This is a genomic window from Bacillus sp. FSL P2-0069 (assembly GCF_038593315.1).
Classification (GTDB): domain Bacteria; phylum Bacillota; class Bacilli; order Bacillales; family Bacillaceae; genus Bacillus; species Bacillus safensis.
In genome coordinates, this window is sequence record NZ_CP151984.1 from 1,956,614 (window position 1) to 1,976,970 (window position 20,357).

Annotated in this window: 21 protein-coding genes and 1 riboswitch; of the genes, 7 read left to right on the forward strand and 14 right to left on the reverse strand. The window is 40.1% G+C overall.

The genetic code is table 11. From position 1 onward, the window contains the following. Window positions 1–32: 32 nt before the first annotated feature. The gene (locus NSQ34_RS09820; protein ID WP_065214712.1) at window positions 33–1,715 is read right to left on the reverse strand and encodes a formate--tetrahydrofolate ligase; all 1,683 of its coding nucleotides are present in this window, start codon (window positions 1,713–1,715) and stop codon (window positions 33–35) included. Between the two features lie 139 nt (window positions 1,716–1,854). On the opposite strand from NSQ34_RS09820, the gene metA reads away from it, so the two are divergent. Together metA and NSQ34_RS09830 are read left to right on the forward strand one after the other, a co-directional pair. Continuing rightward, window positions 1,855–2,763, forward strand: a complete 909-nt coding sequence (metA, locus tag NSQ34_RS09825) for a homoserine O-succinyltransferase (RefSeq protein WP_024428133.1) — start codon at window positions 1,855–1,857, stop codon at window positions 2,761–2,763. 228 nt (window positions 2,764–2,991) lie between these two features. Next, on the forward strand, window positions 2,992–4,143 hold the full coding sequence (locus NSQ34_RS09830; protein WP_024422744.1) for a diglucosyl diacylglycerol synthase: 1,152 nt from the start codon (window positions 2,992–2,994) through the stop codon (window positions 4,141–4,143). A gap of 33 nt (window positions 4,144–4,176) precedes the next feature. Here the strand turns inward: NSQ34_RS09830 and NSQ34_RS09835 are convergent, their stop codons facing one another. Continuing rightward, on the reverse strand, window positions 4,177–4,878 hold the full coding sequence (locus NSQ34_RS09835; RefSeq protein ID WP_024428131.1) for an AIM24 family protein: 702 nt from the start codon (window positions 4,876–4,878) through the stop codon (window positions 4,177–4,179). Between the two features lie 260 nt (window positions 4,879–5,138). Between NSQ34_RS09835 and cspD the strand changes: the two genes are divergently transcribed. Beyond that, entirely contained in the window at window positions 5,139–5,339 is a 201-nt protein-coding gene (cspD, locus tag NSQ34_RS09840) for a cold-shock protein CspD (RefSeq protein WP_003215784.1), read from the forward strand. Between the two features lie 51 nt (window positions 5,340–5,390). Here the strand turns inward: cspD and NSQ34_RS09845 are convergent, their stop codons facing one another. The 3 genes from NSQ34_RS09845 to NSQ34_RS09855 form a co-directional block, all read right to left on the reverse strand. Further along, on the reverse strand, window positions 5,391–5,573 hold the full coding sequence (locus NSQ34_RS09845) for a hypothetical protein (protein WP_008346368.1): 183 nt from the start codon (window positions 5,571–5,573) through the stop codon (window positions 5,391–5,393). A 172-nt stretch (window positions 5,574–5,745) separates the two neighbouring features. Next, window positions 5,746–5,928: a zinc-finger domain-containing protein gene (locus NSQ34_RS09850; RefSeq protein WP_024422748.1), complete on the reverse strand. Its 183-nt coding sequence runs from the start codon at window positions 5,926–5,928 to the stop codon at window positions 5,746–5,748. A gap of 1 nt (window position 5,929) precedes the next feature. Then, the gene (locus NSQ34_RS09855; RefSeq protein ID WP_120208118.1) at window positions 5,930–6,601 is read right to left on the reverse strand and encodes a ribonuclease H family protein; all 672 of its coding nucleotides are present in this window, start codon (window positions 6,599–6,601) and stop codon (window positions 5,930–5,932) included. Between the two features lie 94 nt (window positions 6,602–6,695). On the opposite strand from NSQ34_RS09855, the gene NSQ34_RS09860 reads away from it, so the two are divergent. From NSQ34_RS09860 to NSQ34_RS09870, 3 genes are read left to right on the forward strand one after another with little or no spacing between them, the layout of a single operon-like run. Then, window positions 6,696–7,385 carry a queuosine precursor transporter gene (locus tag NSQ34_RS09860; RefSeq protein WP_024422750.1) on the forward strand — a complete coding sequence of 230 codons (690 nt, stop codon included), beginning with the start codon at window positions 6,696–6,698 and terminating at the stop codon, window positions 7,383–7,385. Between the two features lies 1 nt (window position 7,386). Then, entirely contained in the window at window positions 7,387–7,782 is a 396-nt protein-coding gene (locus NSQ34_RS09865; protein ID WP_041109559.1) for a reverse transcriptase-like protein, read from the forward strand. A gap of 42 nt (window positions 7,783–7,824) precedes the next feature. Beyond that, entirely contained in the window at window positions 7,825–7,950 is a 126-nt protein-coding gene (locus tag NSQ34_RS09870; protein ID WP_003215584.1) for a hypothetical protein, read from the forward strand. A 14-nt stretch (window positions 7,951–7,964) separates the two neighbouring features. Here NSQ34_RS09870 and NSQ34_RS09875 read toward each other — a convergent pair whose 3' ends face one another. The 6 genes from NSQ34_RS09875 to NSQ34_RS09900 form a co-directional block, all read right to left on the reverse strand. Next, entirely contained in the window at window positions 7,965–8,852 is an 888-nt protein-coding gene (locus tag NSQ34_RS09875) for a 5'-3' exonuclease (protein ID WP_342489491.1), read from the reverse strand. A 277-nt stretch (window positions 8,853–9,129) separates the two neighbouring features. Next, complete coding sequence (locus NSQ34_RS09880) at window positions 9,130–9,393, reverse strand: YpbS family protein (protein WP_041109561.1); 264 nt, start codon at window positions 9,391–9,393, stop codon at window positions 9,130–9,132. Between the two features lie 41 nt (window positions 9,394–9,434). Next, complete coding sequence (locus tag NSQ34_RS09885) at window positions 9,435–13,031, reverse strand: dynamin family protein (RefSeq protein ID WP_342500934.1); 3,597 nt, start codon at window positions 13,029–13,031, stop codon at window positions 9,435–9,437. 133 nt (window positions 13,032–13,164) lie between these two features. Beyond that, window positions 13,165–13,272: a Fur-regulated basic protein FbpC gene (gene fbpC / locus NSQ34_RS09890; protein WP_306299200.1), complete on the reverse strand. Its 108-nt coding sequence runs from the start codon at window positions 13,270–13,272 to the stop codon at window positions 13,165–13,167. A 64-nt stretch (window positions 13,273–13,336) separates the two neighbouring features. Next, entirely contained in the window at window positions 13,337–13,846 is a 510-nt protein-coding gene (locus tag NSQ34_RS09895; protein ID WP_029708080.1) for an isoprenylcysteine carboxylmethyltransferase family protein, read from the reverse strand. Next, entirely contained in the window at window positions 13,843–14,943 is a 1,101-nt protein-coding gene (locus NSQ34_RS09900) for a 3-oxoacyl-[acyl-carrier-protein] synthase III C-terminal domain-containing protein (RefSeq protein ID WP_024428125.1), read from the reverse strand. Before NSQ34_RS09900 ends, NSQ34_RS09895 begins: the two co-directional genes overlap by 4 nt. A 574-nt stretch (window positions 14,944–15,517) precedes the next feature. On the opposite strand from NSQ34_RS09900, the gene NSQ34_RS09905 reads away from it, so the two are divergent. After that, a complete protein-coding gene (locus tag NSQ34_RS09905; RefSeq protein ID WP_065214708.1) occupies window positions 15,518–16,372 on the forward strand; it encodes a polysaccharide deacetylase family protein in 855 nt (284 codons plus the stop codon). 193 nt (window positions 16,373–16,565) lie between these two features. Here NSQ34_RS09905 and pbuX read toward each other — a convergent pair whose 3' ends face one another. From pbuX to NSQ34_RS09920, 3 genes are all read right to left on the reverse strand, one after another. Continuing rightward, window positions 16,566–17,885: a xanthine permease PbuX gene (gene pbuX, locus NSQ34_RS09910; protein ID WP_034280495.1), complete on the reverse strand. Its 1,320-nt coding sequence runs from the start codon at window positions 17,883–17,885 to the stop codon at window positions 16,566–16,568. Then, a complete protein-coding gene (xpt, locus tag NSQ34_RS09915; RefSeq protein ID WP_024422759.1) occupies window positions 17,882–18,466 on the reverse strand; it encodes a xanthine phosphoribosyltransferase in 585 nt (194 codons plus the stop codon). Before xpt ends, pbuX begins: the two co-directional genes overlap by 4 nt. 118 nt (window positions 18,467–18,584) lie before the next feature. Further along, window positions 18,585–18,684, reverse strand: a riboswitch (purine riboswitch). A gap of 136 nt (window positions 18,685–18,820) precedes the next feature. Further along, the gene (locus tag NSQ34_RS09920) at window positions 18,821–20,326 is read right to left on the reverse strand and encodes a carboxypeptidase M32 (RefSeq protein ID WP_176967041.1); all 1,506 of its coding nucleotides are present in this window, start codon (window positions 20,324–20,326) and stop codon (window positions 18,821–18,823) included. Between the last annotated feature and the right edge of the window lie 31 nt (window positions 20,327–20,357).

The window sequence follows — 20,357 nt, forward strand, 5'->3', positions numbered from 1 at the left end:
TTCTTTTAGAAAATCGCTTTTTATGCTCCCGTTTAAAAGAGTCCTGTCACACTGCCGTCTTCTAATATATCCATTTCGAGAGCCGCAGGTTTTTTAGGTAAGCCAGGCATTGTTAAAATGCTTCCGGTTAAGGCTACAATAAACCCTGCTCCTACAGACGGCTTTAACTCTCGAATCGTAATGGTAAAGCCTTTAGGTCTGCCGATTAAAGCTGGATCATCTGAAAGAGAATATTGTGTTTTTGCCATACAAACCGGCAAATGAGCCCAGCCGTTTTCTTCAATGGCAGCCAGCTGCTTTCTTGCTTTAGTTGTGAGCGTGACCCCATCTGCACCGTAAACCACTTTGGCCACTTTAGATAACTTTTCTTCGATGGAATCGTTCTCTTCATACAAATAGGTAAAGTTGTTCTTTTTCTTTTCAATGAGTGCTGCTAGTTCCTCGGCAAGAGCTGTTCCGCCTTCGCCTCCTTCTTCCCATACATTCACGGCTTTGACTGGATGGCCATGTTTGCCGCACCAATCTTCTATCGCTTGAATCTCTTCTTTTGTATCCGTTATAAACCGGTTTACCGCCACAATATATGGAAGACCAAAAGCTTGCACGGTTTCAATATGCTTTTCTAAATTATGTATACCTTCTATTACGGCGTGTGCATTCTCTTCTTTGAGTTCGGTTTTCTTCATTCCGCCATGCATCTTTAATGCTCTCACTGTCGCCACAATGACAACTGCACCAGGTTTGAAATCACCAGCTCTTGTTTTAATGTGGAGGAATTTTTCTGCTCCAAGATCTGCTCCGAATCCTGCTTCTGTTACGACATAATCAGCTAATTTAGCTGCCATTTTGGTTGCAATTAAACTATTGCATCCATGTGCAATATTAGCAAAAGGACCGCCATGGACAAGGGCTGGGGTTCCTTCAATCGTTTGAACAAGGTTCGGTTTGAGTGCGTCTTTTAAAAGTAGCGTCAGAACACCTTCATATCCAAGTGCTCCCACTGTGACTGGCTCGCCTTCTTGATTATAGGCAACAACAATAGAAGAAAGACGTTTTTTTAAGTCGTTTAAGTCTTCTGCTAAACAGAGGATCGCCATCATTTCGGAAGCCACTGTAATATCAAATCCGTCTTCTCTAGGATACCCATTTAACTGACCGCCAAGTCCGACAACGACCTGTCTTAATGCACGATCGTTTAAATCAAGCACCCGCTTCCACACAATGCGCCGCGTGTCGATACCGAGTTCATTTCCGTGATGGATATGGTTATCAATAAATGCAGATAAGGCGTTATGTGCAGATGTAATGGCATGAAAATCCCCTGTGAAATGAAGATTTATTTCTTCCATTGGCAGCACCTGTGAATATCCTCCGCCCGCTGCTCCGCCTTTAATCCCCATTGTAGGACCTAATGATGGCTCACGCATCGCAACGATCGCTTTTTTGCCAATTTTTTCAAAGGCTTGACCAAGGCCGACAGTTACGGTGGATTTCCCCTCACCTGCTGGCGTAGGGTTAATCGAAGTGACAAGAATCACGTGTCCTTCTTTTTGTTTCTTTAAACGGTCAAAAATAGTCAAAGATATTTTCGCTTTTGTGAAACCATAGCATTCTAATTCTTCGTCATGTATTTGCAGCTTTGCTGCGATGTCTTGAATCGGTCTCAGCTTAGCCTTTTGGGCAATGTCAATATCAGATAAATGCTTTGTGATCATAACAAAATGGCCTCCTTTTTTTACAGAAACAGCATTCTTTTTTGCTCTATTTTTCATTGTAACATAATTGAAACATTGAAATATCGCCAGAAAGTTCCTATAATGAAGTGAAATTAGCTTTGGTTCAGGGGGTGGCGAGTTGCCTATTAACATACCAGTTCATCTGCCGGCAAAACAAATACTAGAGAGCGAAAATATTTTCGTCATGGATGAGACAAGGGCATTCAAGCAAGATATCCGTCCTTTGAATATCGTGATCTTAAATTTAATGCCAAAAAAAATACAAACTGAAACGCAGCTGCTGAGAATGCTCGGAAATTCTCCTTTACAAGTGTACTTCACGTTTTTGATTCCAAGTACACATACACCGAAGAATACGTCGAGAGAGCATCTAGATGAATTTTATACGACCTTTGAATCGATCCGCCATAAAAAATTTGATGGAATGATCATCACTGGCGCACCAATTGAGCACTTACCTTTTGAAGAAGTTTCTTATTGGAAAGAGCTGCAGGACATTTTGGACTGGAGTAAAACCAATGTAACGTCTACCCTTCATATTTGCTGGGGTGCACAGGCAGGTTTATATCACCATTACGGGATTGAAAAAATCAAGCTTCCCGAGAAAAAATTTGGTGTATTTGAGCATATTGTGAAAGAGAAAAAAGAAAGATTAGTCAGAGGTTTTGATGAAGTATACTATGTCCCACATTCTAGGCATACAGATATTAATACAGAACAATTAAAAAACACGCCGAATTTGAAAGTCTTGAGTATGTCTGAAGAAGCGGGTGTTTGTTTAATTGTTTCAGATGATGATAAACAAGTATTTTTAACTGGACATCCTGAATATGATACAGATACATTGATGCAGGAATATGAAAGAGATTTGTTGAAACATGATACAGTCCAAAAACCTGTCCACTATTTTATAGAAGATGGTGACACATTAATCCCAGTAAATCGCTGGAAAGCCCATGCAACCTTATTGTTTATGAATTGGCTAAATTATTATGTTTATCAAGAAACACCATACGTTTGGGAATAAAATAGACTGTGGTCTGATGATAAATCGTCAAAATGTGTTAAAATACAAATGGCTCTGTCTTCCATTATCAATTGAATCTGTTTGTTTTTTAAAATTAGTTTAATTCTTTCGTAACGAATGATATGCTCTAACTGTTTATATGTTATCTTTATGTATATGTAGACCTATGAGATTAATAGTTTTCGTACGAAGTTTTGTTGTTGTTGATTACATTTGAGGTGAATATTCTTGAATACCAATAAAAAAATATTAATCTTGACCGCAAATTATGGAAATGGACATATGCAGGTAGCAAAAACACTGTATGATGAATGCAAATCCCAAGGGTTTGAACATGTTGTAGTTTCTAATTTGTATCAAGAATCGAATCCCATTGTGTCAGAAGTGACTCAATATTTATACTTGAAGAGCTTTTCCATTGGGAAACAATTTTATCGCTTGTTTTATTACGGTGTAGATAAAATTTACAATAAACGCAAATTTAACATTTATTTAAAGATGGGAAATAAGCGTCTCGATGAATTAATTCAGTTACACAATCCGGACATCATCATTATTACATTCCCGATGATTGTTGTACCAGAATACCGAAACAAAACCGGTAAAGTGATTCCGACTTTTAATGTCATGACAGATTTTTGTCTCCATAAGATTTGGGTACATGAAAACATCGACCGATACTATGTTGCAACCGATTATGTGAAACAAAAATTAGTGGAAATCGGCACACATCCAAGCGATGTCAAGGTGACAGGTATTCCTATTAGACCACAGTTTGAAGCAGACGTGCCAAAATCGATGATCTATAAGAAATATGGATTATCATCAGATAAAAAAGTTCTTCTCATCATGGCCGGTGCTCACGGTGTACTAAAAAATGTGAAGGAATTATGTGAGGCGCTGCTTCTCGACAGTGAAGTACAAATTGTTGTTGTATGCGGAAAGAACGCCGCGCTGAAACAATCGCTTAGCGTTCTTGAACAAGCACACCCAGATCAATTGAAGGCGCTTGGATATGTGGAACAAATTGATGAATTGTTCAGAGTAACAGATTGTATGATTACAAAACCAGGCGGCATTACTTTAACAGAAGCAACTGCAATCGGTGTCCCGGTCATTCTTTATAAGCCTGTCCCTGGACAAGAAAAGGAAAATGCTCTTTTCTTTGAGGATTATGGCGCTGCCATTGTCATTAACCGACATGAAGACATTTTAGAATCTGTGACCAACTTGCTGCAGGACGAAGAAAAATTAGAAACAATGAAACAAAACATGAAAAAACTGCACTTAAAACAATCTTCTCAAACCATTTTGGAAGATATCGTTGAGCAGTCAGATCTCATCATGAATAACAAAACATATGCTCGCGCATTATCATAAAAAGGTGTCCGTCATTGACGGACACCTTTTTCCTCACCCTTGATTTCCATTTGTTGTGTATACTTCTTCAAACGGCTGAACGACAACAAAGCCGCTTCCGGTAAACTTCATTTGAATGGACTCTCCGCTTCCCCTGCCAATAAACGTTTTAAAGGAAACATCTGTCACAAATTCAGTTTTTAAATCCCCTGACCACGCAACAGTCGCATTCGGATCTGTATAAACAGAATCACCCGGCTGAACAATGAGTGTCAGCGGCTCATAATGACTTGTGATTGCAACTAAGCCTGCCCCTTCTAATTTGACATTAAATAATCCGCCTGCAAGCATACCAGACACTTTTTTCATCAATTTGATATCCCAGCGGACAGATGGTTCAAACGCAAGCAGGTCGTTTCCATTCACAAAAATGGATTCTCCTTGTGCCAAACGAAGAATCGAGATTTTTTTACCTTGATCTGCCACATATAATTTCCCATCACCTGTCGCCTTCATTAGTGAGGTGCCTTCTCCTGAAAGCATTTTTTTGAACATCTTGGAGACGCCGTGCTCAAAAACACCTTCACGTTCAAATTTGATTTTCCCTCGATAGGAAACCATGGAACCCGTTTTTGCCCAAATCGTGTCAGTCAAATTAATTTCTAAAAGTCTTGGTGTTTCAAGTTCGAAGACCCCTTCTCCTTTATCTTCTTGCTGCGTATTCTGAACAAATTCTTCAAGTGTATAACGATTCATGATTGCACCTCTTTCTGTATTTTTTTTTATATACGGACAAGCTGCACGTGAGGTTCCGAAAACGTTTTATATTTCATTGTTATTCACCAAAAAAACAAAAAAATCAAACATTCTGCTCAAAATTTGGCTCGCCTGCTTGACGCTTTACTTTTGATGGTGTATAGTGGAACCATCATTTAACAACTGCAAAGTCGTTAGGTGATGAAAATTTTTTTTAGTATGCCAAAAGGTGTGCTACAGTACTAGGAGGAAAAAGCAATATGCAAAACGGTAAAGTAAAATGGTTCAATAATGAAAAAGGTTTCGGCTTCATTGAAGTTGAAGGCGGAGACGATGTATTCGTTCACTTCACAGCTATCGAAGGTGACGGCTACAAGTCTTTAGAAGAAGGACAAGAAGTTTCTTTTGAAATCGTTGAAGGTAATCGTGGACCTCAAGCTGCAAACGTAACAAAAATCTAATCAACTAAATCAATGATGAAACGACAAAATAAAGAGAGGCATATGCCTCTCTTATTTGATTTTCAGCTGAATTTCAATTGCTAAAATATTTTGCTTCAGTCGTTGTTCAATTTCAGAAATATCTTTTTCGAGAAAAGGTCTTCCCTTCTTTGCTACATCTACTAGCTGCTCTAGATCGCTGTATACCTCTTGAAATGTTCGATGTAATACCGTTTCGAAATCCTTATTATCCATGCCGGCCTTCCCCTTTTCCTCTATTATCCGTCACTTAGTCAAAAAGTAACTCAACCAAAACTTTCTATAGTTATATCGGCTCATTTTTCAGAATATGTTCTCTTTTTACACATTCTATCCGTTTTTTTTCATGAGCGGATGTTTGAGCAGGGAAAACCGGGGCGGCAGCCGCTTACTTTTTAAGCAGCGTCTGTCCGTATTCTTTTATTTTCTCTCCTACTGTGCATTGCTGAATACAAAAGGAGTGGGCGTATTTTTTTCCATATTCTTTTCGAAAGTGCTTCTTAATCAAACAATCTGAACAATACGTGTCTTGGAGATCCGTCAATTCTTGTACTGCTGTTTTTTTATCCACATTATTCAGCTCCGTCTGCTTCTAATTTCAATTTACTTTCAATTGGAACGTCTGCAAGCATCTGCCTTGCCAGCTGATCCGCCTCTGCATTTTGTTTACGATCGATGACTTCATATGTTGGCGTAAGCCTCAGCTCCCTTAAAGCCGCTTCAATCCGGTCGAGCCATTTGTTATGTATATCATCATAACAAGGCCATTCTCCTTTTAATTGATTCATGACAACAAGTGAATCGCCTCTAATCGTGACAGAATTTCTGCTTGCTCCAAGATCTTTTAAAGCTTTGACAGCCTCAAATAAAGCCGCATATTCTGCTTCATTATTGGTGATTCCTTGGAAGGGCTGATTTTTTCTCAAACGATAAGCATCTTCTCCGAGCTTATAGTAAACGACAACCCCAAGACCAGAGTCGCCTGTTTCTTTGTGAAAACTTGCATCAAAATAGACCTGAAGCTGATCAGGTTCAAGCTTTAGTTCTTCATTTAGTTTTTCAAGTTCTTTAATAGACCACATCGCCCCTTTTTCATCTTCAAATGATAGGAGTGACTGTGGTTCTTTTTTGTCGATATGTTTGGCTAAAATCAAGGCCTCTTTTAGCTCCATCCAATCTTCTTGGAAAAAAGCAATGGACCCAATCGATTTCACTTTCATTGTATAGTGTGCTCTTAATTTCATTGATCACATCGCCTTCCCGTGCTTTTAAGGTAAACGTTCGTTATGCTATAATCAAAAAGTTACATTTCACAATGAGAAAGGAAGTTCATGTCACTTGTTTAATGAAGGTATTTGGATCTTATTTGCGATCATTAATTTTATCATTGTTCTTCTATTTTATAAAGGATTTGGCAAAATGGGCCTTTTCGTCTGGATTGGCTTTGCGACGGTTGCTGCAAATTTACAAGTGGTCAAAACCGTTGAATTGTTTGGCTTAACGGCAACACTTGGAAACATTTTATACGGCAGTGTATTCTTTGCAACGGACGTATTGAATGAAAAATACGGACAAAATGAAGCGAGAAAAGCTGTCTGGATTGGTTTTGCCACTCTTTTAACACTAACCGTTGTCATGCAGGAGGCTTTACTTTTCCATCCCGCTCCATCCGACATTTCTCAAACATCCCTGGAAACCATTTTTGGCTTTATGCCAAGGGTCGCACTTGGCAGTCTTGCTGCTTATATCATCAGTCAAATGTTAGATGTTTATGTATATTCGTTTATTCGCCGGATATTTCCTTCCGATGGTGCGCTCTGGGTGCGCAACGCTGGAAGTACGATGATCAGCCAGCTGCTTGATACACTGATCTTCACAACAATTGCCTTTCTTGGCACCTATCCATTTCATGTATGGATCGAGATCTTCATCACGACTTATGTGATTAAATTTATCGTCGCCGCGATTGCGACACCATACGCGTATGCAGCGAAAAAAATGGTTCCGCTTGATGAAAGGGTGAAATAAATTGCCAGCTGAAATATACATTGATGGTGCTAGCGCAGGTAATCCGGGTCCTTCTGGCATCGGCATTTTCATTAAATATGATGGAAAGGCAGAATCTTTCTCGATTCCTCTTGGATCAATGAGCAATCACGAAGCAGAATTTTCCGCTCTCATTGAAGGGATGAAAATCTGCGTAGAAAAAGGACTGCGATCCGTTTCGTTTCGAACAGATTCACAGGTAGTTGACCGTGCAGCCAATGCAGGATTTGCTAAAAATCCAGCCTTTCAGCATTTTATAAAAGAGATGATCGAGCTTCAAAGCCAGTTTGATTTATTTTTCATTAAGTGGATTCCAAGCAAGGAAAATCAAGTAGCTGATCAGCTCGCTAGAAAAGCGATTCACCTTTCTAAAGGATGAATCGCTTTTTTTCGGTTATGCTAATGTATGAGGTGATACTGATTGGATAAAGAAAATAAAGGTCGTGTCACAAATGGGACAACGCCTCAAGGTGATGCGCAAACAAAAGATAAGCAGCCACTATCTCAGCTCGAAAATAGAGCGAAGAAAAGCAATACAAAAAGATGAATGTAGGGATCAGCTTAGCTGATCTCTATTTTACTTAACCGATTCACCATCGGTTCAATTCCTTTGATTTGATGGTATCGCAGCATGGCAGCAGCCCGTTCTTGATTGATGTTCACCTTCGTCTCTTCTATTGGACAGCTCAGCGGGACATCACATTTGATCTCTGCCAATAAACGGGAAAGCTTCAAATCTTCTAATCCTGCTTGCATTTTCTTTTGCTGGGCAGCCGTTAGTTCATGAACATTTTCTAATAATCCGTCAATGGTTTGATATGTTTGAATAAATTTTAATGCTGTTTTTTCTCCGATTCCTTTGACGCCTGGGTAATTATCACTTGAATCCCCCATAAGTGCTTTCATCTCGATCAGCGCCTTTGGAGAGATGCCCATTTCCTCTTCAAATAAAGCTTTAGTATAATGTTTATAGTTCCCGATTCCTTTTTGCATTAGAGCAACCGTCACTTGTTCATTCAATATTTGCAGCAAATCTCTGTCCCCAGTTAGGACAGTCACACGTGCTTCATTCTGATAGACTGCCGCCAGCGTGCCGATACAATCATCTGCCTCAAAGCCCTTTATACCAACGTTTACAATTCCTAGTTCTTCTGTCGCTTCCTTCGCTAAATCGAATTGCGGAATGAGCTCGACAGGTGCCTCTCCTCGATTTGCTTTATAATCTTGAAACAATTCATTTCGGTATGTTTGGCTTCCCATATCCCAGCAGCAAACAATATGGGTTGGCTCAAATGTTTGAACAGCGGTTAATAAATGCTTCAAATAGCCATTTACTCCATTCGTCGGGACACCGTGATCATTTATCATAAAATTTCGATGGACAGCCGTTGCATAAAACGATCTGAATAGAAGCGCCATGCCATCAACAAGCAATACGTGTTTATTCATTCTTATAAACTCCCTTTTTCAAAACAATACTCCTATTCTATCATAGAACATAGAATTCGACATAAAAAAGGCGCCTTCTTCTTTTGGAAAAGAAGTGGCACCTGGGGATTACTTTTGACCGTATTGCATTTTTTTCGATTCTGCTTCTGCGTAGGACGGCATCTCTTTTTGTTTAGGATGACGCTCATCCTGCTTTTTTGCATGCTGTTTTTTTTCCATCATCATTCCCCTTTCTCGGTTCACTTGTTAAGATGACCAAAAAAGAGAAAGTTACTCTTTACTTCTGTTTTCGTTCGACATACTCCCTGACCATATCAATCGTGACATGCTTACGCAGCGGAACAATTCCGCCTCGTGCAAGCTCATTCATCTTCGAAGTAATCGCATTGATCTCGTCAGTTGTAAATGGCTCGTTTTGCTCACACTTGAAAACAGCAGTCTCTATTGCCTGCTCTCTTTTCTGCTCAAGCGCAAGAAACGATTTGATATGAGCATTCTGTTTTTGTGAATGTGCGGAAATTTCTTCGTGTACGCTCGTCATTTTTTATCAACTGCTTTCTTTTTTATATAGTCTATCATGAATCAAATGGTTTTCAACTGGTTCTTCCATTCATTTGTTTGCTTGTATACTTGTTCTATCATCGCCTGCTCTTTCGCATCTGTCGTCAAGCTCATGATAAATGTTTGTTTTTGTTCACTCAGCTGCTTGAGCGCTTCTGTTTCATATCTTTCAGTAAAGGTCTTCACCATCATATCGTATCTGCTCTGTAGTTCTTCTTTTTCTTTATCTGCCCATTTCGTCGTTAACTGGAAAAGAACATCTCGAATCGCTTCTATAAACGCTGCCTTCCCGTTCTGTTCAAAGAAAGCTTTCGCTGATTTTTGCTTCTTTAAGAGCGGCTCAAACGGCGTCAGGTCCGCTTCCACTTCAATTTGTTTCAGCTCGGCATTTTTCTCATCTGGCGGCGACAGCCGGAGAGAAAAGTAAGGATCTTCTGCACACGCAGCCTGTAATCCTTTCTCCCACTCCTCTTTGAAATATTGAGTGATAAACGATTCCATTCGAATATCAAGCGCTTTTATCTCCTGTACAAATTCAAATTCATAATCCTTTAGCGCCTGTTCAAGCGCTTTTTTCAACTCCTGTCTGAAGTCCCCTTGAGATATTCCAGGATAAAAGGCTGTCTTTAACAGATCATTTGCATAAAGTGACAAGCGCTGAACAATGTGGTAAAGCTGTTCGTGCAAGTCCTTTTTCACACTTTCTGTCACTAGCTTAGATCGTTTAATATGACTCATATGATCAACGATCGCTTCATAGGATGAGTCTATCTTTTTCTTTTCTGCTTGCTTTTCATCTTCCGACTGATGCAGCGTCTCATGCAGCTTGTGAACTGTTCTACATAATGTACTGGCTTCAAAATACAGAAGCTCAATCGCATCTTTCGTTAATTCTTCCTCAATAAAATAGTCGAGCTGTGTTCTAAGCTGTGCATACTGGTTATAAGGCGACTGTCCCTTTCCTTCGATCTCTTCCTTACTCGATACGTGATGAAGGTTTGGATGCCGGATACCTTCTTTTGTGAGCTCATTTTTCACATAGTCAAAGACGGTTTCAAGCTCTGTTTGATCCTTTGCGAGGTCAGCTGCATTGATAATAAAAAACATTTTATCCATGCTAAATGAATCTTTTACAAGCCCGAGTTTACGTAAAAATGACCGGTCTGCTTTTGAGAAAGAATGCTGGTAGTAAGTTAAATAAAGAAGGGCATCAGCGTCCTTCATATATTGAAAGGCAATCTCTGTGTGACGTTTATTCATACTGCTGGCGCCTGGTGTATCAACAATCGTCAGTCCTTTATCTGTTAAAGGTGTACTTAAATAGACCGTCACTTCCTTCACCACACAAGAAACAGCCTCTTCAGCCACATATGGCTTTAATTCTTGCAGGGTGACATTGAGCGGCGTTTGTTTTTGAATCGAATCACGGAACTTTTCATGAGCGTTTAAAAAATGGTCAACAATGATGCGGTGATCCTGTTCAAGCTCTCTTTTTTTCAGCGTCCGCTCGAGTTTCGCTTGAAACGTATCTCCCTTTTCTTCTGTTATAGAATAACCAAGAATTTGATCGAGCTCCTCTAATATTTCCTGCTCGGTTTTGAACACCACTTTCACACTTTCATGCGGATGGTCTTCTGTCGGCCGCGTCAGCTTATTGATCGTGGCCGTCGTTGGTGTAGGAGATGATGGCAGCACCTTTCTCCCAACAAGGGCATTGGCAAACGAAGATTTCCCCGAACTAAAAGCACCGAATAAGGCGAGTGTAAATTCCTTCGCTTGCAGCCGCTTTGTTCGTTTTTCAAAGGACTTCCTTTGAGAACCAAGCGCGTTTAATGGCATTAAAATTTGAGAAAGCTGCTCAAACTGGTCAATCGACTGCGCTGTCGAGATATGCTGTGATTGTCGCATTTGATCAAGCTCTGTCTGCTGCTGATTTTCTTTTTCGCTTTCTTCGGTATGAGTTGATGTTTGATTCTGATTTAGCTCGTCATGCTGCATCCGGTGTTTTTTCACATAAAACCAATCTTCTTCGATCTGCTCATTTGTTCCGTTTTGCCATATATCCCATACATGCTCAATATCTTTTCTGATGTGATCATTTTTTTCCATGCATTGCTCCAGCGCTTGGAGCTCCTGTGCTGCCTGGGCCCATTTATCTTGCTGCTTTCCCTTTTCATTCAGGAGCTGGGTTTTCAGCATCTCGGTCATTTGTTCAATCAATGGTATTGCTTTCTGTTTCGTCTGTCTTTTCAGTGCTTCACCAGCATCTTTTGCATATTGCAAAACATATTCATTTGAAAATGTCGCACCGTGATGGATCACGTTTTCAAGCAGTGATTCTTCTACAGGCGTTTCAAACGCCATCACTTGATTTAATAATTCTTCACCAAGCTGATGCTTCTTGACTTCTTTTTTGAGCAGCTCAGCAATATGCCAGTCTACTTCTGCTTTCATTCTTGCTTTGACATCTGCTAAGAACTCGTTCGCCCGCTTTTCTTTTTCCTGCTCGGTTTTATTTTTAGCGAACAGCAGACCTACCTTAAAGCCAGGTGCTTTCGATTCAATATAATCACTTGCGAGCTCCCTCATTTTAAATGGGGTTAGATTTGCATTTTTTAAAATGTTCTCGACTTCAGAAGACACTTCATCTTCTAACTGTTTTGCTCCATTTTCAATGAAGCTGCTTCTCGCTTCAAGTTCCTTCACTTCTTTTCTTTTTTCTTGAAGCTGTAAATCCAGATCCTCTTCCTGCAGCTCTTCTTTTAATGAGTCAATATGTTCTTTTAAAACATGCTCTATTTTCTGCTCGGTATAGGCGCGAAGCGATGCTTTCGGCAATGTTTGTAATTCTTGCAGTTTCTCGATTAAACGAATCATTTCGTTTCTTGGATGCGATTCATCGGTTACAGATGTAAAGTATAGATGTTCTTCTTCAATGCCTTCTTTTTGAAGCATATCAACTACTTGATTTTTGTAGTCTTCAAATGCTGTCTCATGCTCATCATGTCGATCGACTTGATTGACGATGAAATAAAGATTTGGCACTTTCTCTTTAATGGAGCGAATGAAACGAATGTTTTCCTCAGAATGAACATGGTTGTAATGAACGACATAAAAAAGAGCATCTGCTTGATGAAGAATAGACGCAGCAGATAAAAAGTGAGCATGATCCGTTGAATCAATTCCGGGCGTATCAATCACTGCTACCTTTTCTTCCAGTCCTCTATAGTCCCCGCTAATTTCCACCATTTCAATCTGTTCTCCATCCTTACAAAAACGCTGAACTGCTTCTTTATCATAAGAACCGCTCATTTTTGCAAAGCGGCCATCTGAGGTGTGAAGCTTTACTTCACTCTTCCCTTTCCTCACGACGACCAAGTTGGCACTTGTTGGAATTGGACTCGTTGGCAGGATGTGATCATGAAGCAGATGATTCACAAGAGATGACTTTCCAGCTGAATAGTGGCCGGTAAATGCGATATACACTTCTTCTTCTGCTTCCTTTTTGATAATCGATGCAAGTTTGGCTGCGCGTTCATGATCATCCCTTTTAAGAAGGCTTTGATATAAAGCACCTGTAGTTTGAACGAGCGAATCTCGAATAGACAAGTCTTCCATGACGATAAACCCCTTTGTTTTTAGAAAAGTCAGTTATGTATGTGATACCATTTTACACAAAATGAAGAGATTTTTCTTCTGATCTGAGGAAATAAAAAAAATCTGCTTCCCGATCAGTCGCAATTGACTGCGATCAGGAAGCAGATTTTTTAGAAACACCTTTTAATACGAAGCCAATTAATAGGCTGTATACACAGACCGTACCGAGTAAGAAAACCATTGTCATGTGATCACCGTCCATCCTTCGTGATTGAGAATGCTTATCATTAATGAAAGTGTATCACAATTGATAATGATTTTCAATATTAATTTAACAAATACTGATTGAGCGCTTTCTCTTCTGTTTGAATTCTCACAGCCATCATCCATGCATTTAAACATGTGAACAAAATGGCGGTAAAATAAGCATTAAACAAAAGCGGGATCAGCAAAAGCTCAATCGCCACCACGACATAGTTAGGATGCTTTAACCAGCGATAAGGTCCTTTTTTCACCATCATCGCATTTGGTACAACTAAAATCTTTGTATTCCAATACGTCCCAAGAGAACATAATGCCCAGTATCGAATCAACTGTGCGGCCAGCAGAAAAATGAGCACCACAAGAAAATAGGGCGACGGCGGCCTGTTTAACCCCCATACCTCAACCATAAGTGAGACAAAAAAGCCCGCATGCATAGCGACCATATAAGGATAATGACTTGCACCAAATTCAATGGCACCGATCGCTTTTACTTTCTTTTCATTTCTTTTAGCCACAAGCATTTCAATAAGCCGCTGACAAACGAAGAAACCGATGACGAGCCAAATGATCATGATAAGACCTCCTCCCATTTCATGAGCAGCAGCTCTGAGGAAAAGCCCGGACCAAGCGCTCCGCAAAGACCCATATCTCCCGCTTCAGCGGATTGATGTTCAAGATAATGTTTGATCACATACAAAACTGTGGCAGAGGACATATTCCCGTGTTGTTTAAGTACTTCTTTTGATGAAAAAAGCTGATCCTCTTGTAAGGATAGACTTTCAATATAGGCATCAATCACTTTTTTTCCTCCAGGATGGGCAAGAAAAACTGATAGGTCTTCTGCCGAATACCCTTGCTGCTCTAAAAATTGATCGACTTGCTCTTTTAACCAGCCTGAAATAATGGAAGGAATGTCACGGGAGAAAATAACCCGAAAGCCGTCACTTGTAAATTCCCAGCCCATCACATCCTCAGACTCTTTCATTGTGACGGATTGTGTACCAATCACTCTAGGAACTGTTTTTAGATCGGCGTATTCAGATACACCTTTTTCTCCAGTTAAGAGTACCGCTGCTGTCCCGTCTCCGAACAAAGATGTCCCGATTAAATTGCTTTTTGATTGATCTTGCGGCTGAAAGGTTAAACTGCACAGTTCACAGGCGACAACCAGCACCTTTGCTTCTGGAAATGCCCGTATGTATTCGTAAGCCCGGGACACCCCTGCCGCTCCGCCCCCGCACCCTAACCCCCAGATCGGCACTCGTTTCGTATAAGGCGAAAAAGGAAGAACGTTCATTAGTTTTGCATCAAGACTTGGTGTCGAAAGTCCGGTGCTTGAAATAAAAAACAATGCATCGATCTCTTCAAACGGAATCGGTTTTTTCAGGAACGCCTTCTCATGAAGACAGTGTATGACTGCTTCTTTTGCATGAGCCAATGCTTTTTCCAAATAGAGATTGTTTTTCTCCTCAAAAGAGTGGTGCGTCTGATACCATTCAATTGGCTGTACAAACTGTCTGCTCTCGATTTCTCCGTTTTGAAAAGCTCTCAGCAGCCGGTCGATATCTTTAAACGATCGTTTAAATTGGGATCTAGCAAAATCAGCCGCCTTTTTCTGACCCACATGATGTTTTGGCAGACTCGTTCCAACAGAAAGAATGTACGCCATCGGCTTCACCTCTTTTTTCGATTAATATCCCCTATCGAAAAAAGGATATACATGCTTAAAACGTCACAATTCAGTCAAAATATTTTCCTCCGGCTAACTTTTTGTCTTGACGACAATTGATAAATATTGGATAATATAGGTGAAAACATGATGTAGTTTTCCTCCTTCACAGGTTCGTTCTAAGCCAAGCGAACCTGCTTTTTTTATGCAAAAAAATACTTCTAAAAGAGAAGTGTTCAGAACGTAGACACCCCCCCTTTACTTATACAACACTTTCATACGGAATCTCCCTTTCGCTTCGAATTAATGGTCAAATCTGCTGCTATCTTAGCGTATAAATATTAACGTTTCGATCATTATTCAGAATGATTTTATTTAAACATGAATGGATCACCTTTTTTTGCTGATCAACACAAAGTAACAACCATAAATTTCTAATTCATTTGAATTTTCTATATAAAAAGGATTTTTTCCACTATATATTTAATCAATATGAGTACCAGGAAAAACAGTGAAAAAAGAAAGAATCTACAACATGGTTCGGCTCAAAATTTAATTGACTGGAGTGATTGTAATGAAAAAGGTTTCCAAAAAAAAGACACCCTACAACACGATACTTCTCTCAAAGGTAATTGGTTTAGTGCTTCTTACACTGTTTCTCTTTTTTATCTGGGATATGTCTAAACCCCATTTGCAGGCGACCAATGGGCAAGCAAAAAATGCTGCCAGCAGTGACTTCCGTGACACAAGCATCAGTCTGAAAGCAAAAGATCAGTCTACAAGAACATTGGATACACATTTTAAGACCAATCCAAACCAACAGGCAACGAATAAAACAGTCTTTTTAACATTTGATGATGGTCCTTCTGCTACATCAAATCAGCTGTTAAATGTATTAAAAGCACATCACGTGAAGGCGACGTTCTTCATGCTTGGACCGCAAATCCAAGCACACCAATCAGCTGTGAAAAGACTTTATCAAGAAGGACATCAATTAGGTCTTCATGGCATGACGCATGATATAAACCTCTTTTATCAGAACAGCGAGTCTCCAGCAAATGAAATGAGAGAAGCTCAGCGTATTCTTGCCTCTGTTACAGGCGTCTACAGCCGTCTTGTAAGAACCCCCTTTGGCAGTGTTCCAAATTTAACATATCATCAAAAAGTACGTTTAAACCAAAATGGCTTTATTTACTGGGACTGGACGATTGATAGTCTTGACTGGAGATATAAAAACTCACAATATGTTCCAGAGGTATTGAATCAATTGCAAATGTTTGAGAAAAATAAACCATGGGAACCAAAAGTTATATTAATGCATGATCAACCCTCTACCACAAACTATTTAGATAGCCTGATTATACAGCTAAAAGCAAGGGGCTATACATTTGCAGTCATTAACGAAACAATGCCGCCGGTACAACATTAATAGTGCTAATCACAAAAAGCCCGTATCCAAAAGATGCGGGCTTTCAGCTTGTAGACAAACCCTCACACGCTCCTTCCTAGGATCCTAGGACTTCAAAGGTTTTTTATCAAGCTAAAAAGAAGACAAAGAGCTAAAATAAAAGGTCATTTTAGCTCTTTGTCCATAATCTGAACCCCCTCTCCAAGAGAGGGGTTTACATAACAGATTGCTTAGGTTCTTCTACCAGGTCATGCCCGGCTTCTTTTTTAAAAGGAATCATGTGATAAATAATATGAAGCAAAATAGCGGTAAAGCTTCCGGCCACAATGCCGTTACTTGTTAATAATTTAATCGAATCTGGCAGATGCTCAAACATTTGCGGTACGACAGTAACTCCTAAGCCGATTCCCACGGAGCAAGCGACGATCAGCAAGTTCTCCTGCTTTGCAAAGTCCACGCGCGAGAGCATTTTAATACCGTATGCAATGACCATGCCAAACATGGCAACCATTGCACCGCCAAGGACTGACTTTGGAATAATCGTCGTAAAGGCAGCGATCTTAGGAAAAAGACCAAATAACATGAGCAATGCTCCTGTTACAACAATGACTTGGTTTTTCTTGACTCCTGTTAACTGGATCAATCCAACGTTTTGCGAGTAGGCTGTGTATGGAAAAGCATTAAAGATTCCGCCTAATAACACAGCAATCCCCTCTGCCCGATAGCCTTTAGCCAAATCCTTCTCTTTTAATGACCGGTTTGTTAAATCACCTAGTGCGAAATAAACGCCTGTTGATTCGACTAATGACACAATCGCAACTAACGTCATGGTCATGATCGGTGCAAATTCAAAGGTCGGCATGCCAAAATAAAATGGCTCAATCATGCGGAAAACCTGGGCTTTTGCCACCTCAGCTGTCTCCACTTTCCCCATAAACGCAGCAACTGCTGTCCCAAGAAGAATACCGATTAAAATGGCGATCGCCTTCATAAACCCTTTCGTGAACCGATAGAGCAGTACAATGATAAATAGCACAAGGAAAGCGAGCCCTAGATTTTCAAAAGAACCATAATCCGCACTTCCTTCTCCTCCTGCCATATTATTCATCGCTACAGGAATGAGGGTGATACCAATAATAGTGACGACAGAACCTGTGACAACAGGCGGGAAAAATTTCACAAGCTTCCCAAAGAAAAAAGAAAGAAGAATGACGATACACCCAGAAGCGATAATACTTCCATAGATAGACGAAATGCCATACTTAGAGCCAATCGCAATCATAGGAGAAACCGCAGTAAATGTACAGCCTAATACGACAGGCAGACCGATCCCAAAGAAGCGGTTTTTCCATACTTGAAGCAATGTGGCAGCCCCGCACATGAAAATATCCGCCGAGATTAAGTAAGTCAGCTGTGCAGGCGTGAGCCCGAGCGCATCTCCAACAATGAGCGGCACAAGAACAGCACCGGCATACATCGCCAGCACATGCTGAATACCCAGTGAGAGCGTTTTGACTTTTTTAGCGGTACTCATGATTGTACCTCCCGTACAAACGTGACTTTCCCTTCCTCAAGTGATTCAATACGTGCGAGGGACTCAACGCGGTAGCCCATTTGCACAAGCGCATTTCTTCCAGGCTGGAATGATTTTTCGATGACAATGCCAAATCCGGCTACTTTTGCCTTCGCCTGCTTTGCAATTGCAGCAAGTCCTTTCGCAGCTTCACCATTCGCTAAAAAGTCATCGATGATTAACACACAATCATTTTCACTAAGATGCGTATTTGAGACAGCAATCGTGCTTTCTACTTTTTTCGTAAAAGAGTACACACTGGCTGTTAACAGGTTATCCGTTAATGTGAGTGATTGACGTTTTCTTGCAAACACAACAGGTACTTGAAGAGCAAGCCCAGCCATCACAGCAGGTGCGATGCCAGAAGATTCGATTGTGATGATTTTTGTAATGCCATCGTGCTTAAATAATCTAGCAAACTCTTGCCCGATCTCATGCATTAACACAGGATCAATTTGGTGATTTAAAAAAGCATCTACTTTTAACACTTGATTTGACAGAACGATTCCCTCGTTCTCAATTTTTTGACGTAACAATTCCATCATTCTTCCCCCTAGCATAATTGGCAAACATTCAATTTTTGGCATAAAAAAAGCATTGCTGTCCATGAGGAGCAAGCAATGCGAAAACGATCAATGGATCTTCAGCTCAAACAAGAGCTGTTTCATTTTGCTCACTCATAGTCGGACCGTATCGGTGTCCGGTAGAAACTTGCGTGCCATCATCACGCGATTATATGAGTGTTATAGTGTTCAAATTATAACAAGATTTCAGACGCTTGGAAAGCACTTTTCTAGAAAAATACCGAACTTAAATAATAGATCAGAACAAAATGTTCGTTTTTAGAATATTCAAGCATCAAAAAAGCACCCCTCTCATGAAAGGGTGCCCTTCTTTTATGATAAATACAGTTTTGTATATTTATCTGTTAAGTAGTCGATTAAATATTGAACATTTAATTCTTCGCCTGTTGCATCTTGAATGATTTCAGATGGCTTTTTCCGTTTTCCATGCTGGTGAACATGTTTCGTCAGCCATTCTTTTATCGGTGCAAAAGACCCATTTTGAATAAGCTCATCAAAATTTGGTATATCTTTGATCATTTGCTGCTTTAATTGCGCTGCATACATATAACCAAGAGCATATGAAGGGAAATAGCCAAAGCTTCCATCAGACCAGTGAACATCCTGCAAGATACCGAGTGCATCATTAGGAGGCGTAATGCCAAGATACGCTTGATATTTTTCATTCCAAAGTGCAGGCAGATCTTCAACTGCTACTTCTTCATTGAAAATCGCTTTCTCAATTTCATAGCGGATGATAATGTGAAGCGGATATGTCAGTTCATCGGCTTCAATTCGAATGTAAGTCGGCTTCGATTCATTCACTGCATGCACAAAGTCTTCTAAAGAAACATCTTTAAATTGCTCAGGAGAAGCTTCTTGCAGCTTTTGATAATACGTTTTCCAGAAATCTTCGTGTCTGCCGATAAAGTTCTCAAAGAAAAGAGACTGTGATTCATGGATTCCCATCGAAGTCCCATCACATAAAAGTGTTCCGCTCAGTGCTTCATCAATGTTTTGCTCATAGATCGCATGACCACATTCATGAATCGTTCCAAAGATCGCCATTCGAAAATCATGCTCATCATAACGGGTCGTCACACGTACATCGCCTCTGCTTAACGTTACAGCAAATGGATGAACTGTTGTATCCAGGCGGCCTGCGTCAAAGTCATATCCTAATTCTTTTAAGAAAAAGAGACTCAATTCCTTTTGTTTATCGATTGGGAAGCTTTTCGATAAAAATGAAGTATCCGGCTTATTAGGTGAGGCTTCGATTTTTTTCACAAGAGGAACAATAGCGTCACGAAGTGCACCAAACTTTTGATCAAGCTGTTCAACCGTCATATCTGGCTCATAGTTATTGAGCAGCACATCATAAGGCGTTTTTTTCACGCCCCAATATTGGATGAAACGCTTGTTAAAGTCAATAAGCTGTTTTAAGTATGGTGCAAAGAGTGAAAAGTCTGATTTCTCCCTTGCTTCTACCCAAACATGCTCCGCTTTTGATTGTAAAATCGAGTATTCTTTAAATTCTTCTTTCGGAATTTTACTGTTTTCATCATACTCTTTTTGTGATAATTCGAGCGCCTTCTGTGTATCTTTTGACAGCTCATCTCGATGTTTGTTTAATGCGTGAAGAAGATCTCTCATTTCGTCAGAAGTCTTCATATTAAAAATATCACTTGATAATTGACCGATCGTTTCAGCTCTAAAATCCGCACTTTTTTTAGGTGCTTGTGTTCTAGAGTCCCAGTAAAGTAAATGGAGCGCCTCTGTATAATGGGCGATTTTCCCTAGTAATTGATAAAACGCTTTCTCAGTTGCTTCAAGACTCATGCGTTTGTTCCCCCAATCAATAAAATATGTA

What these genes read in the sequence shown, in the direction of transcription:
- NSQ34_RS09820 (WP_065214712.1), bottom strand. Translation starts at nt 1,715, where the DNA reads ATGATCACAAAGCATTTATCTGATATTGACATTGCCCAAAAGGCTAAG.
- NSQ34_RS09835 (WP_024428131.1), bottom strand. Translation starts at nt 4,878, where the DNA reads ATGAATCGTTATACACTTGAAGAATTTGTTCAGAATACGCAGCAAGAA.
- cspD (WP_003215784.1), top strand. Translation starts at nt 5,139, where the DNA reads ATGCAAAACGGTAAAGTAAAATGGTTCAATAATGAAAAAGGTTTCGGC.
- NSQ34_RS09845 (WP_008346368.1), bottom strand. Translation starts at nt 5,573, where the DNA reads ATGGATAATAAGGATTTCGAAACGGTATTACATCGAACATTTCAAGAG.
- NSQ34_RS09855 (WP_120208118.1), bottom strand. Translation starts at nt 6,601, where the DNA reads ATGAAATTAAGAGCACACTATACAATGAAAGTGAAATCGATTGGGTCC.
- NSQ34_RS09875 (WP_342489491.1), bottom strand. Translation starts at nt 8,852, where the DNA reads ATGAATAAACACGTATTGCTTGTTGATGGCATGGCGCTTCTATTCAGA.
- NSQ34_RS09880 (WP_041109561.1), bottom strand. Translation starts at nt 9,393, where the DNA reads ATGACGAGCGTACACGAAGAAATTTCCGCACATTCACAAAAACAGAAT.
- NSQ34_RS09885 (WP_342500934.1), bottom strand. Translation starts at nt 13,031, where the DNA reads ATGGAAGACTTGTCTATTCGAGATTCGCTCGTTCAAACTACAGGTGCT.
- fbpC (WP_306299200.1), bottom strand. Translation starts at nt 13,272, where the DNA reads ATGGACGGTGATCACATGACAATGGTTTTCTTACTCGGTACGGTCTGT.
- NSQ34_RS09895 (WP_029708080.1), bottom strand. Translation starts at nt 13,846, where the DNA reads ATGATCATTTGGCTCGTCATCGGTTTCTTCGTTTGTCAGCGGCTTATT.
- NSQ34_RS09900 (WP_024428125.1), bottom strand. Translation starts at nt 14,943, where the DNA reads ATGGCGTACATTCTTTCTGTTGGAACGAGTCTGCCAAAACATCATGTG.
- NSQ34_RS09905 (WP_065214708.1), top strand. Translation starts at nt 15,518, where the DNA reads ATGAAAAAGGTTTCCAAAAAAAAGACACCCTACAACACGATACTTCTC.
- pbuX (WP_034280495.1), bottom strand. Translation starts at nt 17,885, where the DNA reads ATGAGTACCGCTAAAAAAGTCAAAACGCTCTCACTGGGTATTCAGCAT.
- xpt (WP_024422759.1), bottom strand. Translation starts at nt 18,466, where the DNA reads ATGGAATTGTTACGTCAAAAAATTGAGAACGAGGGAATCGTTCTGTCA.
- NSQ34_RS09920 (WP_176967041.1), bottom strand. Translation starts at nt 20,326, where the DNA reads ATGAGTCTTGAAGCAACTGAGAAAGCGTTTTATCAATTACTAGGGAAA.